The sequence below is a fragment of the Maritalea mobilis genome (assembly GCF_019800885.1).
GTDB lineage: Bacteria > Pseudomonadota > Alphaproteobacteria > Rhodobacterales > Rhodobacteraceae > Roseibacterium > Roseibacterium beibuensis.
Genome location: NZ_JAHVKE010000001.1, coordinates 1,390,521 through 1,407,329 on the forward strand (window position 1 = coordinate 1,390,521; position 16,809 = coordinate 1,407,329).

The 16,809-nt window shown below is 60.9% G+C and carries 13 protein-coding genes, 1 tRNA gene and 1 pseudogene; 7 read left to right on the forward strand and 8 right to left on the reverse strand.

Features of this window, described 5'->3' with window-relative positions:
• Positions 1-119 precede the first annotated feature (119 nt).
• The 5 genes from KUV65_RS06695 to KUV65_RS06715 all read right to left on the reverse strand — a co-directional run bounded on the left by KUV65_RS06695 (position 120) and on the right by KUV65_RS06715 (position 8,132).
• Positions 120-3,083 (reverse strand): type I restriction endonuclease subunit R, encoded by a 2,964-nt coding sequence (locus KUV65_RS06695; protein WP_308124548.1) that lies wholly within the window; start codon positions 3,081-3,083, stop codon positions 120-122.
• Between the two features lie 12 nt (positions 3,084-3,095).
• Positions 3,096-3,614 (reverse strand): hypothetical protein, encoded by a 519-nt coding sequence (locus KUV65_RS06700; protein WP_222188733.1) that lies wholly within the window; start codon positions 3,612-3,614, stop codon positions 3,096-3,098.
• A gap of 51 nt (positions 3,615-3,665) precedes the next feature.
• Positions 3,666-4,979: a restriction endonuclease subunit S gene (locus KUV65_RS06705; RefSeq protein WP_222188735.1), complete on the reverse strand. Its 1,314-nt coding sequence runs from the start codon at positions 4,977-4,979 to the stop codon at positions 3,666-3,668.
• Positions 4,976-6,997: a type I restriction-modification system subunit M gene (locus tag KUV65_RS06710; RefSeq protein ID WP_222188736.1), complete on the reverse strand. Its 2,022-nt coding sequence runs from the start codon at positions 6,995-6,997 to the stop codon at positions 4,976-4,978. The genes KUV65_RS06705 and KUV65_RS06710 overlap by 4 nt, the downstream gene beginning before the upstream one ends.
• A 274-nt stretch (positions 6,998-7,271) precedes the next feature.
• A complete protein-coding gene (locus tag KUV65_RS06715) occupies positions 7,272-8,132 on the reverse strand; it encodes a helix-turn-helix transcriptional regulator (protein WP_222188737.1) in 861 nt (286 codons plus the stop codon).
• Positions 8,133-8,258: 126 nt separating this feature from the next.
• Between KUV65_RS06715 and KUV65_RS06720 the strand changes: the two genes are divergently transcribed.
• From KUV65_RS06720 to KUV65_RS06730, 3 genes and pseudogenes are all read left to right on the forward strand, one after another.
• Entirely contained in the window at positions 8,259-8,651 is a 393-nt protein-coding gene (locus KUV65_RS06720; protein ID WP_222188738.1) for a translation initiation factor 2, read from the forward strand.
• A gap of 88 nt (positions 8,652-8,739) precedes the next feature.
• Positions 8,740-9,183, forward strand: a complete 444-nt coding sequence (locus tag KUV65_RS06725) for a thermonuclease family protein (RefSeq protein WP_222188739.1) — start codon at positions 8,740-8,742, stop codon at positions 9,181-9,183.
• A 43-nt stretch (positions 9,184-9,226) separates the two neighbouring features.
• Positions 9,227-9,679 (forward strand): annotated as a pseudogene (locus tag KUV65_RS06730) (SbcC/MukB-like Walker B domain-containing protein); the annotation flags it as partial.
• Between the two features lie 170 nt (positions 9,680-9,849).
• On the opposite strand, the gene KUV65_RS06735 reads toward KUV65_RS06730, so the two are convergent.
• Positions 9,850-10,482 (reverse strand): hypothetical protein, encoded by a 633-nt coding sequence (locus KUV65_RS06735; RefSeq protein ID WP_222188742.1) that lies wholly within the window; start codon positions 10,480-10,482, stop codon positions 9,850-9,852.
• A gap of 32 nt (positions 10,483-10,514) precedes the next feature.
• Here KUV65_RS06735 and KUV65_RS06740 point away from each other — a divergent pair, with 32 nt between their 5' ends.
• Positions 10,515-11,456, forward strand: coding sequence for a hypothetical protein (locus KUV65_RS06740; protein WP_222188744.1), 942 nt, complete (start codon positions 10,515-10,517; stop codon positions 11,454-11,456).
• A 440-nt stretch (positions 11,457-11,896) separates the two neighbouring features.
• Here KUV65_RS06740 and KUV65_RS06745 read toward each other — a convergent pair whose 3' ends face one another.
• The gene (locus KUV65_RS06745; RefSeq protein WP_222188746.1) at positions 11,897-12,070 is read right to left on the reverse strand and encodes a hypothetical protein; all 174 of its coding nucleotides are present in this window, start codon (positions 12,068-12,070) and stop codon (positions 11,897-11,899) included.
• A 126-nt stretch (positions 12,071-12,196) separates the two neighbouring features.
• Here KUV65_RS06745 and KUV65_RS06750 point away from each other — a divergent pair, with 126 nt between their 5' ends.
• The 3 genes from KUV65_RS06750 to KUV65_RS06760 all read left to right on the forward strand — a co-directional run bounded on the left by KUV65_RS06750 (position 12,197) and on the right by KUV65_RS06760 (position 16,450).
• Positions 12,197-12,772, forward strand: coding sequence for a hypothetical protein (locus KUV65_RS06750; RefSeq protein ID WP_222188748.1), 576 nt, complete (start codon positions 12,197-12,199; stop codon positions 12,770-12,772).
• Positions 12,773-12,944: 172 nt separating this feature from the next.
• Positions 12,945-14,027, forward strand: coding sequence for a hypothetical protein (locus tag KUV65_RS06755; protein ID WP_222188750.1), 1,083 nt, complete (start codon positions 12,945-12,947; stop codon positions 14,025-14,027).
• Between the two features lie 98 nt (positions 14,028-14,125).
• Complete coding sequence (locus KUV65_RS06760) at positions 14,126-16,450, forward strand: AAA family ATPase (RefSeq protein WP_222188752.1); 2,325 nt, start codon at positions 14,126-14,128, stop codon at positions 16,448-16,450.
• A gap of 162 nt (positions 16,451-16,612) precedes the next feature.
• On the opposite strand, the gene KUV65_RS06765 is transcribed toward KUV65_RS06760, so the two are convergent.
• Positions 16,613-16,702: transfer RNA gene (locus tag KUV65_RS06765), tRNA-Ser, on the reverse strand.
• Between the last annotated feature and the right edge of the window lie 107 nt (positions 16,703-16,809).

Genomic DNA, 16,809 nt, shown 5'->3' on the forward strand with positions numbered 1-16,809 from the left:
GGCTCTTTATAGAGCAGCCAAAAACAAGTTCGAAATGACGTATTGAAGTGCGACGCCCTCGCCACCCTCAGGCCACACATTGACCCTACGCCACCAGTTCTTCAGCACCCGGCGGGCAACTAGCCCTGTCGCGCCTGCCTTTGCGCCCGCTGGAAGAAATGCCGCGTTGCTTGCTCCCTGGCGTCCTTGTCGGTCATGACGATGTTCCGCATCTCGTTGTCTTGTTGGAACATCTTCACCATGCCTTGGAAGAACGCCTGCGAGAACGCGTTATAAACGACATCCGCCGGATTGTTCCGCACCATCTCGGTCATGTCTTCGTCCATGATATCGCGGGTCACCCGCTCGAACCGAAGGAAGTCTTCGCGTGAAAACTGGGTGCCGTGCCGCTCGTTGAACGACTCAATAATCTCGGACAGCGATTTCTCTTCTTCCTCGGTGTAGGGGTTCGCGCCAAACTCGGTGATCGGGTCGAGCGTTCGGGTCTCGCCCGCGCTCAAGGATGCGCTACCGTCTTCGCCGTTCTTCAACTTGAACGCGGACAGGTTCAGCATGTCGTCGGTGATCGTGATGTCGGCGGGCACATCGCGGGACGGCAGCAGGCGCGACAACCACGATGTATAGGCATAGAGTTTTTCCAACCACGCATCGTTGAGCGACACGACCTGCGCCACGAAGGCGTAGAACCGCTGGAAACTCTTCAAGAGTTGCCGGAACTCTTCCTGTTCCGCCTCATCTTCGTCCAGTTCGAAACGCTCAACGGCAAGACGGACTGTGCCTTCCAGCGTGAGGCGGTCTTGGGTTGTCAGGTCGCCTTTGAAAAACTGATCGGCAAACCGTTCGACCTCATCTTTTTGGATATAGGTCGCGTTCGAAATGCGCTGTTCCAGATCGTAGATTTGGTTCAGGTCGGTCCGCTCTTCGAGCGCGGTCGCCTCGAAGAAGGGCGCGAAGGCCTCTTTGACCTCGTCCATCGTGTTCTGGAAGTCGAGGACGAAGGTTCGAGTCTTGCCGGGGTGGGTCCGGTTCAGACGAGCAAGCGTCTGAACCGCCTGCAAGCCGGCGAGTTTCTTGTCCACATACATCGCAACGAGTTTCGGTTGGTCGAACCCAGTCTGGTATTTCTCAGCGACGACGAGGATCTGGAACTCTTCTGTGTCGAACTTCTTCGGCAGTTCCGTTTCTGCGAACCCGTTCGCGGTTGCCTCAGTCCAGACATTGCCATCGATGTTGAGATCGCCTGAGAACGCGACCAGTGCCTTGAGATCGGCATATCCCTTTTCCGCGATGTAGTCGTTCAGGCGCTGCCAGTAGCGAAGGGCATGTTCGCGACTCTGGGTCACGATCATCGCTTTCGCCTTTCCGTCGAGTTCCTTGGCAACGTGACGGCGGAAGTGTTCGACGATCACCTCGACCTTCTGATCGATGGCGGTCGGGTGCAGCGAGGCGTAGCGGGCGACCCGCGCCTGTGCCTTGCGGCCCTTGAAGGCAGGATCATCCTCGATGGTTTTCTCAAGTTGATAGTATGCCTTGTAGGTCATGTAGTTCTGGAGCACGTCCAGAATGAACCCTTCCTCGATTGCCTGACGCATCGAATAAAGGTGGAACGGGTGGGGTTTGCCGTCTGACCCGATCCGCCCGAAGCGTTCCAGCGTCACGTTGCGCGGTGTCGCGGTGAAGGCGAGGAACGAGATGTTCTTCTGCGGCCCACGCGCTTTCTGGAACGCGAGAACCATGTCTTCAATGTCCTCCGAACTCGTGTCGTCGCGGGTCAGCGCGTCGGTCATGCCCTGCGCTGCCTTGCCTGACTGGGACGAATGCGCCTCGTCGATGATCACGGCGAAGTTTTTGCCGCCCTGACCGGAGATTGTCTTCAAGTGTTCAGTGCCGAACTTCTGGATCGTCGTGATGATGATCCGGGCGCCTTTCAGGATCGCGTCTTTCAGGTCGCGAGAGGTGCCATCAATCTTCTTCACGACGCCCTCGGTCTGGGCAAACCCGCCGATGGTGTTCTGCAACTGTCGGTCCAGCACCAAGCGATCGGTCACGATGATCGCAGTATCAAACAGCGGTTGGTCGTTCTCATCATGCAGGTTGATGATCTGGTGGGCGGTCCAGGCGATGGTGTTTGATTTGCCTGACCCTGCGCTGTGCTGAATGAGGTAGTTCTGCCCTGCCCCCTTGGATCGCGCGTCCGCGAGAACTTTGCGCACGGCGTCGAGTTGCTGGAAGCGAGGGAAGATCAGAACCTCTTTGCCGTTCCCGCGTTCCAGATGGATGAAACGCCCGATCAGGTCGAGAAGCACCTCGCGCGAGAACACCGCGCGCCCATCCGGCAGATCCTTGTAGAGGTAGGCGACCCGGTTCTCACCCGGCACATCGGGGTTTCCGGCTCCACCGTCGCGACCACGGTTGAAGGGCAGGAACCGCGTCTTGCCGTTCATCAGGCGCGTGGTCATCGACACGTTGTCCTGATCCACCGCGAAATGGACGATGGCACCGCGTTTGAAAGTCAGCAGTGGTTCGCCAGCGGGGGAACGGTCTTTCCGATACTGCTTCTCGGCGTGTTTGACGTTCTGCCCGGTCAGTAGGTTCTTCACCTCCAGCGTGGCGACCGGGATGCCGTTGACGAAGGTCACCAGATCGATGGCGTTCTTGTTCTTCGCCGAGTAGGCCACCTGCCGCATCACGGATAGGATGTTTGCCTCATAGAGGCGCGTCAGGTCCGGGTTCAGGTTCGACGCGGGTTTGAAGAAGCACAGCGCGAAACGGATGTTCGGCACCAGTTTGATGCCCTCGCGCAGCACGACATGGGTCGGGTTGTCCTTCAGCGCCTTGTCGAGACGCTTCAGAACCTCTGCCTCTGCCTGCGCGCTGTAGTGGTCTTCCAGCACCTGCCATGCGTCGGGTTGCGTGACCTTCAGAAAGCGGAACAGCAACTCGGTGTCGAGGGCATGGGCAACGTCATAGTGGGACGGGCAGTCGCGCTCAATGTATCCCTGATCGCCGGTCAGGCAGGCGACGATATGCGCCTCGAAGACCTTCTCTTGATGAATGTCGGCGGTGGTGTGGATCGTCGTCACGAACAATTTCCTTCAGCTAATGGATTTTAGCCTATTCCGGAGTGTTATCACCCGCTCTCCCAAGATATGATATTGTCTGGCCAGATTTTCCCTTTGCGCTGTTAAATCGCGGATTTCTGCTTGTAGAGCAGCAATGGTTTCCGCGCGTTCTCCATGAGGCATGATCTTTGCGTTGCCTGCGCTCTGAGCGGTGTGCTCACAAAGTTCAGGTTGCGCCAGCACCCAAGCCTCGGGGCCTACAGCACGCACTTCTTTCTTCACGCTTGGATGCATTTTCTTGAACGGATTGGGGAGCGGCTTGCCTGCCGCAAGTGCGGCGGCCACGGCTTTGATGTAGTTCAAGCGTGTTGCGTCACGCCGCTCCTGAAGGGTTTGGTTTTTCTTTTTCCACTTAGTAGTTCCAGCCGGAGCGACGTTTGTTCGCTTGGTTTTTTTCCCCTTCGGCGGTGGGTTGCGTGGGCCAGGTTCATCAACAGGCGCGTAGCCTTGGTCACGAATCTTCTGCTCGAAGTTGGCCCGTGTCCAATTCATTCTACCGGCCACTTGAACCTCGCCATGCTTTGCTTGTGTGGAGAACTGAAATCAAGCGCCCATCTCCTCTTGAATGGCGTCGAGGCGGCGGTCGGGGGTGCCGGATTTGGCGTAGGTCGCCACGTCGATCTGACCTGTGACAGCGGCGGCAATCAGGGCGGAGCGGTATTCTTTGAGGCGGTCGATGGATTGTTCGTTCTTGGTCTGTAGATGCGTGATTTGTCCAATCCGTTCTTCGACATATTCCGAGATCAGTCGCTGCTCTTCATATTCAGGCACCGCAACTCGGATTCTGCCGAAGTTGTCGGCATTCAACCGCATGAACCCAGAGTGACCGGTGCCCAAACCCTTCGACAGAAGCCGAAATGCTGCCATCATTGGTTCCGTCTTGAACAGTCGAAGGAAGTAGGCAGCGTGGGCGTTAGAATCCACATCGAAGATTGAGTAGTCGGGACTGACGATGCCAGCACTATTGGCCAGACCGAACAGTCCGATCGCCGCCCTCATTCGGTTCATCACGATCTGACCGGGAAATACCTTCTTGTAGTTGATGAGATCACTTGGCGGGATTTCCTTGTCTGAAACATCGTTGTGAGGAAGCAACCCTTCCTTCATCCGCAACGAGAACAGAGTCTCCTGACCGTCACTGCTATATTGAGTGTTCTCGCGGAAGAAATGTTTCAGGCGATAGACGTTCCAGTGTCGTGGTCGGTGCGAAGTCCATTCCAGTTCGTCCTCCGGAACAAGTTCTGCATCAGGATCAATACCAAGAGTGACCGCGCGCAGAATGTCATCTTCGAGTTTCTCCCCCAGCAACGCCACCAACCGCTGCTTTTGCTCGATCAGCAGGTCTATTCTTGCGGTCTCACGGTCCAGAAAGTCGGCGATCTGGCGTTGGGTCGCGAGGTCGGGGACATTTATCGGGATGCTCTTGATACCGCCTAGCGTAAGACCGTAGCGGGTGACGCCGTTTGCGGCATTTCCGAAGTCCTCCTGCGATTTCTTCGAGAGCAAATGCCAATAGAGAAACGGACCGATCATGCGTCGACGATCAGCGCGCAAGATCGAAAGATGATACCCGCACACCAAATCATCTGCAGTTGATTTCACGAGTGCTGGAACGCCGATATCGTCCGCGGTCTCGGAGTCCTTAGTGATGATTACGTCATCAACCTTCACCCTGAACTTCTTGATTTCGGCTGCGGTTGCACTGCCCAGTTTGAACGGCATGTCGTTGTGGATGAAGTTGTTCTTGTAGACATCAACGTAGTTGCAAAGACGGACCGGATGCTCGTCGGGGTCGACGACCTTATCTACGTTACTGGTCAGAACCATTGCCACATCGCGCAGTCGGTGCGTTGTCACTCGACCACCTCCTGCAGCAGACCGGCGATCTCTGCTTCCAGCGCCTTCAACTCGGCGTCGATTTCTTCCAGCGGCCTCGGTGGCACGTATTTGTAGAAATAGCGGTTGAAGTTGATCTCATACCCGACACGCCCGACGCCGCCGTCTGCTGCGTCGGTGTAACTCTCGTCCACCCAGGCATCGGGAACGAAGGGTTTTACCTCGCGTTGCACGTATTCCGCCCAGTGTTCATCTAGCGGCACCAGTTCGTGATCGCGCAGATCGGTGTCGGGTTCGGGATTGCCGTTCTTGTCGGAGCAGACCTCGGCGTCTTCATCGCGTTCGGACAGGGCAGACAGGATTGCCTTCCTGACCGGCGCACCGACCTTGACGCCCGCGCGACGGAGGGCGGCGGAGAGCGCCTTGTCGAAGTCGTCCCGGACGATCCATCGTTCGTCGGCAGGCAAGTGATCCTGCAACGCGTCCAGAACGCGGGACTGGTCGTCTTCATCGAGTTTCTGGAACGGTTTCGCCTCGCGCAGCGTCTCCAACGCCTCGGGCGTGACGGCAAAGGCGAGTTTCAGCGGGCGTTCAACGCGGATTTCGCGATACCCGAAGTCGGTGGTGTCGAAGATCTTGGATACGTCACCCCAGTCGCCATCGCCGTTCAGCATCTCGGCATAGATGCGGGCGATCTCATCACACGCCTCGGCCGGGATTTCGCGGCGCTTGGACCCGAGCGACTTGCGCATCGATTTCCAGAACCGCTCGCCGCTGGCGTCGATCAGTTGCACCTTGCCGCGACGCGCGGTGTCTTTGCGGTTGGTTAGCAACCAGACATAGGTCTGAATGCCGGTGTTGTAGAAGAGGTCGGTCGGCAGCGCGATGATCGCCTCGACCCAGTCGTTTTCCAGCATCCACCGGCGGATCTCGCTTTCACCCGACCCGGCACCGCCGGTGAAGAGGGGTGACCCGTTCATGACGATTCCGATGCGCGACCCTTGTTCGTCGTTGCGCATCTTGGAGATCATGTGCTGCAGGAACAGCAGCTGCCCGTCCGAGATGCGGGGCAGACCCGCGCCGAAGCGCCCGGACATGCCCAACTCCGACGCTTCTTCCTTGATCGGGTCTGCATACTTCTTCCAGTCCACGCCATAGGGCGGGTTCGACAACATGTAGTGGAAGCGTTTGGTCGCGTGGGCGTCTTGGGTCAGCGTGTTGCCAAAGGCGATGTTCTCAGGGTTGTGCCCGGTCACCAGCATGTCGGACTTACAGATCGCGAAGGACTCGGGGTTGAGTTCCTGCCCGAAGAGTTCGACGCGGATGCGGTCGTTCAGCGCCTTCATCTCCATTTCGGCGATGGAAAGCATGCCGCCCGTGCCTGCGGCAGGGTCGTAGACTTGCCGGATAACACCCGATCCGGTCAACGCTTCCTTGTCGTTGATCAGCAGGAGCGAGACAATCAGGCGGATGACCTCGCGCGGGGTGTAGTGTTCACCCGCCGTCTCGTTCGAGATTTCCGAGAAGCGACGGATCAGGTCTTCGAACAGATACCCCATCTCGAGGTTGGAGATGGCGTTCGGGTGCAGGTCGATCTGGGTGAACTTGTCGAAGACCTGATAGAGCAGACCGGCGTCATTCAGGCGCTTGAGTTGATCGGTGAACAGGAACTTGTCGAGGAAGATATCGCGGACATTGCCCGAGAACTTGGTGATGTAGTCGATCAGGTTCTTGTGGATGTCCTTGGCGTCCTGCCCCTTGAGAGAGGCGAAGGTGAAGCGGGACAGGTTGTAGAGACGGATGTCTTGCCCCACGACGCCGGAAAGGAGGGTGTCGCGCGCATCGTCGTCCATATCGTCAGGCAGGTTGCCTGCCATGCGCAGCACTTCGGGTTTGGTCTCTTCGAGGATGCAGTCGAGGCGACGCAGAACGACGAAGGGCAGGATGACCTTGCCATACTCGGATTGCTTGAAATCGCCGCGCAGGAGTTCAGCGATCGACCAGACGAAGGAGCCGAGAGATTTAATGTCCGTACTCATGAAACCTTATGTGCCTCCAAGGTGCGCGCAATAGCTGTTTGGTCGGTTTTTCGGGAGCTTAACGAGCGCTGCGGGAGGCATCCACCCTGCTTGCCACATGACGCATGCGCCACATTGCCGGAACGACAACCACAAAAAACCGGAGCTTGAACCGCTGCCTGACTCTGAAATTCATAGCGAAAGAAGCCATCGCCATTGAGGCTGCATGGTTGGCCTTCGCCCAATGACAACCGCAGCCGACCCGTCGCCTCAGAGTTTGCCCACGCTCCGCCTACTAAGCTCCACCTCTTACAGCATCGCCATTCAAAAGCACGATCTGCTGGTCCTGCGGACTGCGTGCGCCGGGGTCGGTGTCTAACCCCAGTCGCTTTAGAGCGTAATAAAGAAGCGCGCGCCGCACCGGGATCTTGGCGACGCCATCCGTCATGCCGTAATCCATTTCGAACACCCGCTTTTGGGCATCCGACAGATCGGGATGTGGACCGATTTCCAGAACAACCTCTTCCAGCCAATCCACATCTTCTTCCGGACTGGAGCCACGCGCGGCCCCCACCTCGACGTCGAGCATGCGCGAGAGAACGAAATCCTTGAACATCGCGTCCTTGAGGCAGAACGCCCGCGCGTGCCATCGGAATCCGTCGAAGGCCAAAGCGTGTGGCTCGATCACCCTCTCGCCCGGCTCCGGGCGGGACATCGATTGGTAGGTCACCGAAAGCGCCCGCCCTTCCACAATCGCCGTGTAGACATCGCGGAGCACCGACGGATCTACACCGCGCGCCGGCACGGGTGTGCCCGCAAAATCGGGAAGGACCGCGATCCAGGACTGCTCGGGCGCAACCAGCCCGTCTTCGACCGCCCGAACCTGCGCCAGAAACCCGGCGGCGTCCGGCTCGTAATATCGCGGCTTGAAAGCTTTGCCACGCCGGTAGCACTTCGCCTGCTTGTCGTAGGTCAGGTTCGACTTGCGGCCTTCGAGATAGGTGTTGATGTCGATCGACGCCTGCTGGGTCGACAGGCTGAAGGCCTCGATCAGATCCGACCGGTTCAACCGCCCCGTCCAGAACAGGCGGAACTCGATGAACTCGTATCGTTTCTCCGCGCTCCACCGGGGCCCTGTCCTCTTGCGGCGACTCATTAATCCAGACCGATCTTAGGCACGCCTCTTCGGTGTGTCCATTTTTTAGATTGACTCATTTTTATGTCGCATCCACGTTCGCGCCGTTAACGATTACTTGATAACACAACATCTGGGGTACACACCATGAAAACACGCAACCTGAGCGCCGCCGCAGCCCTTCTGGGTGGCCTGACGATTCTGTCGGGCTGTGCGACAGTGACGCGCGGCACGGAGGACGTTCTGGAAATCGTGACGGAACCCGCCGGTGCCGAGGTTCAAACTTCGAACGGTTTTAGCTGTGGCAGCACGCCGTGTGCGATCCGCATGCCCCGCCGCTCGGAATTTGTGGTGACGATTACGCGCCCGGGATGCCGACCTGCTCAAGTCAACGTTACGCATCGCACAGCCGATGCGGGTGCTGCGGGCATTGCAGGCAACGTGCTTGTTGGCGGCGTCATCGGCCTGGGTGTTGATGCGGCCACTGGGGCGTCGCAAGAGCTCGTGCCAAATCCCGTCGAGATCGAGTTGGACTGCTGATCCCGGAGCCGCCGGGAAACGGTTACTAAGCGGCTGGCGGCGTCCTGCCGCCAAGCGGCGCTCGATACCAAACTCAAGATTTTAGGGAATGATGACCATGACGCGCGTAGCGATTTCCATTTTTTCGGCAGCAATCCTGACGAGCCTGGCATTATCCGGGCCGGTCATGGCACAACGAGTTGTCGAAGGTCGGGTCACCGTCGTGCGAGACGTCGATACCGTCGTCGTGGCAGGGACGCCGGTGAGACTGAATGGTGTGGATGGCCCCGAGACATCGACGGCGGCAGGTCGCGACGCGCGGCGCTTCATGGTCAATCTCGTGCGCGGCAAGATCGTCAGCTGCCAGTTGAACGGCGATCGCACCTACGACAGGTGGGTGGGCACGTGCTTCATCGACGGCGAAGATATCGGGGCAATCGCCATCGCGAATGGATACGCCCTCGATTGCGCGCGGTACTCTGGTGGGCGGTATCGTCATCTTGAAACGCCAGCGGCGAGATCGAGACTGCCGCGAGCCGGATACTGTCGGTAATTAGTTGGTGGGGTGATCGGATGCGCGTTTTGCACACGGCGGATTCGCCCAGATCGCGCAGGCCGTGACGCTTGCACTCCTCGTCGAACGCGCAAACCTGCACCTGCAAGACCTCAAGCCGCGATACCAGCTCGAGACTGCGCCGTCGGACCTAGCTCTCCATGTTCTAGACCTCGACATGGCTGGCGACCGGCGCACGACCCGCTCCCTCTCGGGTGGCGAACGGTTCTTGGTCTCGTTGGCCCTCGCCCTTGCCCTGTCGGGCATGGGCACACATGGTGCTCTCGCCGGCACGCTGTTCATCGACGAGGGCTTCGGCTCGCTCGATGCCGACAGCCTGGATCTCGCAATCGATGGGCTGGAACGACTTCAGTCGCAAGGACGGACCATTGGCGTCATCAGCCACGTGCAGGCAATGAAAGATCGGATCCCGGTTCAAGTGGAGGTGGTCAAAACCGGCGGGGGGGGGGCGAGCAAGGTCCATCTGATGACATGAAGGCGAGGAACGAGATGCTCTTTCGCGGTCCACGCGCTTTCTAAAACACCAAAACCATGTCCTCGATATCATCAGAATTGGTGATATTGCGGGTCGGTGCGTCGTTCATCGTCCCTGCCGCCTTGCCGGACAGGGACGAATGCGTCTCAAGGCTTCGATACGCCCAGAGATCAAGCGTTGATGGAAATATTCTGGCCAAGCCAATACTCTTCATATTCTTGAAGAACCGTCTCAACGGGGCCAATGATCCGATACGTCTCGTCTTGCGCAGCATCTTGTGCAACCTGAAGCGCTTCGCAAGCTTCAGCTTCGCTCATGGATGGGGTCAAGACTTCGGAAATCTTGGCAGCCGTCCAATGCTCGAGGCAGTCCACAACCTGAATGTTTTTGTCGATCCAATCAGCGCTCTGAATGAAATCCTCCATGCGGTTGTGCAATTCTTCCAAGAGCTCCTCACCCTGCTCATTCAGTGAGAGGTAGCTGCCATTGAAGTCCGGCTCATCCGAACGGCACCGGCCCGTCTCGTTGATCTTGCGCCCAAGCGGCGCCAGGCCTTCAAGGAAGCGATGTACGCCTTCCACGTCGACAGCACAGCCGAAGATTGCTCCGGCACCAAAATGGGTGGTGAGCGGAAGCAGTGAAGGCGCCTTGCAAACGCCGAAGCAATGTTCGGAATGGAAGAAATCCATAGACGGCACGTCACTGTCGGGCGCCAGATAGCAGGAAATCGCCAAGCCGGTGGAAATGTCCTCCGGCTCAAGGACCTTACCAGCCTCTGCATTAGTGTGTTCCGACCTTTTCATCTCACATGCCCTCTCTCGTAGTCAATGAGTGATTGTTTTTGATTGTCCATAAAGGGAATCTGAACGTCAAGTCGTTATTGTATGTCGAACATGGATCGTGTACGGATTTCTGCGTCCGCGCTTTGAATGAGGGGGGATCCGCCTTCTTTTTTTTCTTCTCCTGGCCATGCTCCGATGATTTCGAAAGCAGCGAGTTTCGCGACTTCTGCGCGGCCTGTTACCGTACACATCGCCTGAGGCCGACACTTACGGTCGATGGATTGTTTGCACTTTTTTCGGTGGCGGCAGAGGCCCGGCACACGACTTACGACGCGCTAGCCGCTAAGATGGACGCGCCGTATCCGTCTGTGGCAGTGCTCGCCGCGCAAATATCAGAGGGTCGTGGACGTCGGCGTGGGTTGAGGCTCCTCAAGCGGTTGCCTGGTTCGGATCGCAGGCAAATCCTCTTGGGCACGACGAAACTTGGGGGGGCCATCACGCGACGCTTTGCCTGCGCCGGCTCCAATCAAATTGACAGAACGGCCGTCCAAAACCGACTAAGGGACTCACTGCTGCCTGCGCTATCCGTGGCTCGCGAACACGCGCCGAACCTAACTCTCAGCACGTTTTGCGTTCTGTTGTTTATCGCAGAGCACGGTGCGGATTTTGGCGGCAAAGGACAAGCAGCCAACCTTATCTCCAAGAGCACGGGAATAGTGAACCTGCCCAAGCACTTCTCGATCTTGGCCGGCGGCAACACGGAAAAGCCAGGCCTAGGCCTCATCAAGATCGAGCAGCATAGCTTGGATCGTCGTATTGTCTTGCCTAGGCTTACCGACAAAGGTGTTTCCGTCGTGGCATCGATCGCAGCAGCACTACGCTCCAAAGAGCCAGCACCGATGCGCTTCCCAAAAGCGGAAAAGCTTCGTGAGGCCGATTGCCCGGAAGATGTGAAAGGGTTCGGCAAAGAGGATTTTGACGAAAAACGAATTTAGCGATCCAGCAACCAAGACTGACGAGGGGTCGCAAGCTGACACCGCAAGGCAGGCTCAGTGACCTCCCACGACAATCCAAGCAGGAAGGCGGCAGCGATATTGGAACGACAACTGTAATGTTTGATCTCAGGATCATCTTCGCCCGCTTGCCCCGGCGAAAAGTACGTGCGCGCCGTCGTCTGTTGTACCTCGAAACCGCTCACCGGCCCTCGCGTCGATGACGGGGTTTTACCCCGCTGCGTGAGGTATCTTGCTATCCCATCGGTTTGCGCGGTGTTGAGCGGGCAATCTTCCCGTGATCAGGCCCATCTCCCGCCCTGATGCCGGACAAGGCCTACGAGTGATGCGCAGGCGTCCAGATGCGCCCAGCCTTCGCCTATCTGTTTGCCGCCACGGGCTTGGTTCACGCCGTCACACATTCTCGCAACGACCCGCCTGCCCTACCCGGCGTCCTTCTGCTTCCGCGCGGCCTCCAGCCCCATCTCGATGAGCTTGCGTATGGCTTCGGTCTCGCTGTCGATGCGCTCATCGAAGCGGTAGTCACGGATCTGATCGGCCTGGTGCTGGCTCAGGCTGATCAGTTTCTTCACGGGGAACTGGGGCGGGCGACTCATCTTTTCTCTCTAGCATGCGCTTTTGTCGTTGACTAGCTATAATATATATGCACAATATGTGCGGGCAAGGCGGTGCGCCAACACCACCTCACCCTGACCACGCCAAATCTTCTGCGGAGATTCAACATGGCTGACTATGCTCTTAGCACGCCCCCGGGCGGCAGCGGAACCTGTTCCGCACATCCCCACCCTTCCCGTCTCATGCTGGCCTTCGGGCAGTTCCTCGACGCGGCCCATGACCTGATCGCCGCGGAGTGGGATCTCTGCGGACATTCCGGGCATGATCCGGCGGTCGATGCCTGGTTCCGCGCCGCCGAAGCCGCGCGCGCCCGTGTCCTCGAGATCATCGGATCCGCTCTCGATCTGCCCACCGACCAGCCCACCGACCAGCCGGATCAACCGGGCGACCGGCACCTGCGGACGGTCCTGCAGCTCTTCCGCACCGCCATGCTCTCCTCCGATCCCGACGAGATCGCACAGCTGCAGTGCCAGGTGACACAGATGCCTCAGCGCTTCCTTGCGCTTGGCGTCACGGGGGTGGACGGAGCCGTGAACCGGCTGGTCCTGCAAGGCCTCGACCGGCTCAGTGACTTCCTCCTGATCGAAGAGGATATCCCCGAGCCGGTGATCGTGGCGCGCTCCGCCGAGGACGCCCACGTCGTTCCCCTGGCGGACATGGCCGAGGACGAACTGGTCTTCTGATCCTTCCTGATCCGTAGGCGGGCGAAGGCCCCTGCCCGATGCGCCCCGCGCATCGGCCGAGGCCCGAGTCCATCTGCTCTCCTCCCTCGCGGGATTGTCCCGCCGTCCCGCCGCTGGCCCGTCCTGCGGCGCTCCCCCTCCCCTTGCCGTTCCCTCACCATGGAGCTTGCCCATGACCACGCCTTTCTCGCACATCCCCTTCCCCGACACCCTCATGATCCAGCCGCCCGATCACGACACGCCGCTCTTCGTGCCGCCGCGCTCGCGCCATGTGGAGTTGGCCGACTGGGTCACTCTCTCCGATCCCATCCCCGAAACCTGGCTGGAGGCCGCCTGTGCCAAGGGCTTCACCATCGATCGCCGGATCCGGGATCGCTACCACGTGGTGCTCACCTGCAAGAGTTGCGGTGCCCAGACCGTGGCCAAGGCCTACACCCTGATGTCCGGCCAGCCCCGTTGCGGCGGTTGCGCGCTGCAGACGATCGAGGCGAAGGCCGAGGCCGCGGGTCTCACCTTCCTGCGCCGCGATCCCGATCATCACGCCTACGGCATCTACCGCGCCTCCTGCGGCCATGAGTTGCGCCGTCAGTACAAGCTGGTAGACCGCGCCGCGGCCGGCAAGACCGGCATTCGCTGCGGCACCTGCCTGGCAGCGCTGGAAGACGAAGAGGCCTGTCGCCAGGGCTGGGAGCGAGTCGGTCCAGATCCCGAGGGCGATCCCAACTACCGGCTCTATCGCCACGGCTGCGGGCATGAGCAGCGCATCGCGCGGACCAACATGCACTGGGGACAGTGCGACTGCGCTTCCTGCGGATCGGGCTGGTCGGCGCGGCCGTCGCAGATCTATCTCGCACAGATCTCGCTGCCCGAGACCGGACTGCGCGTGGTGAAGCTCGGCTATAGCGGCAACCCCGAGAAGCGCTTCCGCCATCAGCTCGGCCTGCCGCCGTCCGCCGAGGTCGAGATCCTGCGCCTCCTGCCGATGCCGACGGGGCACGACGCCTGCGCCGCCGAGCGCCGGGCCAATACCGCACTGGTACGCGCGCATCCGGACGCGGTCATCCAGCCAGAGGTCTATGCCGGACAGATCAACGTGGTCAGCGAGATCTACTGCCCGAGCATCCTGCCACGCATCCATGGCCTCATGGATGAGATCGCGGCGGATGTCGCCGGCGATGGCGCGGAGGCCGGGGAGCGCATCGACCCCGACGCCGGAACGCAGATCCCGGCACGGCCCCTTCGGAAAACGGACTGAGCCTTTCCCCTGCTCCGTCCCGGCGATCTCCATCCCGCCGGGGCGGACCCCAACTCCCCCCTCGCCAATCCCGAACCGCCAAACCCGTGAGGTGCCCCATGTTCCAGTCCACCGTCCCGCATGACCTCCCCCACCAGCACGATGTCCCCGACCCCGCGACGCTCTCTCCGTCTCAACCGGATGCCGCGACCTGGATCGCCTGTGCCGAGGACATGCTCGACCGGCTCGCCCGCTCCGCGCAATGCTACCTGAGCTTTGTCGAAGCCGACGCCGGACTGGACAACGCGGCGGAGGACGATGGTGCGAGCGGCGACCCCAGCGCGGAAGAGGACGGGGAAGACACCGCCACCGCTCGGCCCACACCAGCGCCCAGCGAGGCGTCCAGCGCGCCCCGCGACGAACACGACGAGACAAGCGACTGGGACCATCCCGAGGAAGAGATGAGACCGGAGGACCTCGATCTCCTCTCGGATCCCGAGCCCCATCTCGACCCCGCGCCCGTGCCACTGGCCGAGGCGCTGGACCCGCGCGCGGGGCTCAGGCCCAAGCCGCTCCATGCGCTCCTGATCCTGCGGCTGGCCCGCACGTTTGGCAGCGTCGCGGCCTTGCAGAAGCGCCTTTGCGCGCCCGGCGCCATCACCGCGCTCACCTTGGCCGAGGACGAGATGTCCGAGCTTTTGAGAGACATGCTCCCGACGTTTTTGATGCCAGCCAAGACCGCTCTGCTGCGCGAGGCGGTCTTGCAGGAGGAAAAACCCCGGTCGCGGGTGTTCCAGGACCTCACCAGTTCCCTGCGCAGCGCGTTGGAGATGCAGACGCCCATCATCCTGGTCGGGTCGCCCGGTCACGCAACCGCCCGCCCCCTCGCGGAGTTGGCGCCGACCGTGCTGCCGCTCGCCCCGTTGGACCGGCCCCTCCTGTCTCATCTTCTCTTTCTTCTCCGGCCCGATCTCGGGCCTGTTCCCCCGGAGAATCTGCCCGGCGATTCCGATCTGGCGCGTCTCGCGCCCACGGCCCTGCTGCTTGCCTTGCGCACGCAGGACCGGGCGGACCTGCTCGCCCGCATCGCCGAGGCCGTGGCCCCGGCCCGTGAGACGCCCACCGCGGCAGGCCGCAGCCTCTCGGCCTTCCCCCTGCCGCCTGACGTGCGCTCGGCGGTCGAGCAGCTGCTTTGCGATCTGCGGGACTGGCGCGCGGGCGCCCTGCCCTGGAGCGACGTCTCGCGCGGGCTGCTGCTGACCGGCCCTCCGGGCAACGGCAAGACCGAGCTCGCGCGTCTCATCGCCCGCGAGGCCGGGATCGAGGTCCGCGCCGCCTCGCTGGCGCAGTTCCAGTCCTCCGGCGCGCGCGGCAACGAGGTCATGCGCGAGATGCATCACTTCTTCGCCGAGGCCGCGGCGGCGGCGCCTTGCATCGCCTTCCTCGACGAGCTCGACGCCTTCGGCGACCGCGCGCGGCCGCGCGATCACAACAGCGCCTGGACCGACACTATCGTGGCGGGCCTTCTGGAATGCCTCGACGGGTTCGAGACGCAGGAGGGCGTCGTGACCCTGGCCGCGACGAACCAGCCGGCCAAGATCGACGCCGCGCTGCGCCGTCCCGGGCGCTTCGACCGGGTTCTCTATCTCGGCCCGCCGTCGCCCGAGCTGATGGCGCAAGCCATCGGCTGGCATCTCTTCCCCGATCTGCCAGCGGCAGATCTGACTTCACCCGCCAAACAGGCCCTCGGCATGACCGGCGCAGAGGTCGCGGCCCTTGTTCGTGCCGCCCGCGCAAGGGCCCGGCAGGCGAACCGGGCCCTCACGCTCGAGGATCTGCAGGCCGCGCTGGACGACATCCGCCCGCCGCTCGAGCCCTGCACCCGCCATCGCGTGGCCATCCATGAATGCGGGCATGCGCTGGCGGCCCACGCCACCGGTCACGGCACACCGAAGCTCATCGCCTTGCACGCTCAAGGCGGCACCACCGAGGCGCTGGAAACCCGCGGCGTCCGCGGCCGCCCAGAAATCGAGGCGGCCCTCGTCACGCTCATGGCCGGCCGCGCCGCGGAAAAACTGGCCTTCGGGAACGCTTCGACCGGCGCGGGCGGATCCGAGGAGAGCGACCTCGCGCTGGCCACCACGCTGGCCGCGAGCCTCGAGCTCAGCTGGGGCCTCGGCGACACCCGCCTCTGGCGCGCCTCGCCCGAAGAGGCCGTGGACCACCTGCGCCTTGACCCCGTCCTGCGCGCCCGCGTCGACGGGCATCTCTCAAAGGCGGAGATCGCGGCGGTCAAGCTGCTTAAGGAGCGGAGGGAGGCGTTGGAGCGGATGGCAGAGGCGCTGGTGGAGAAGACGGTGTTGAAAGAGGGCGAGTTGGAGAAATGGGTGGGACGATCGGCCAGAACAGGGTCACAGGCAGATGAAGGCTGCGCGGGCGCTTAACACCTGACTTGGCGCGTCAGCGGTATGAAGATAGAATAAAGTCGCTGCGATTGCGATTAAGGATGGAAGAGCAGGTCTGGTGCCAAATGCTACCCCGCTCGCTACCCTAAATCGAAGTCGCGGAGAAAAACCACTATTCTACAACCACATAGAAGGAGCAAGTGGCGGAGGAGGTGGGATTCGAACCCACGGTACGCTTTCACGCACGCCGGTTTTCAAGACCGGTGCATTCGACCACTCTGCCACTCCTCCGGGCTCATCGGGCGGGCCGAAAACTCCCTTAGCCGCGCCGATGCGATTCTGAAAGGCAACACTGTGCGCACAGGCGACGCAGCGGCTTTTCAGAACGCCTTCCAGGT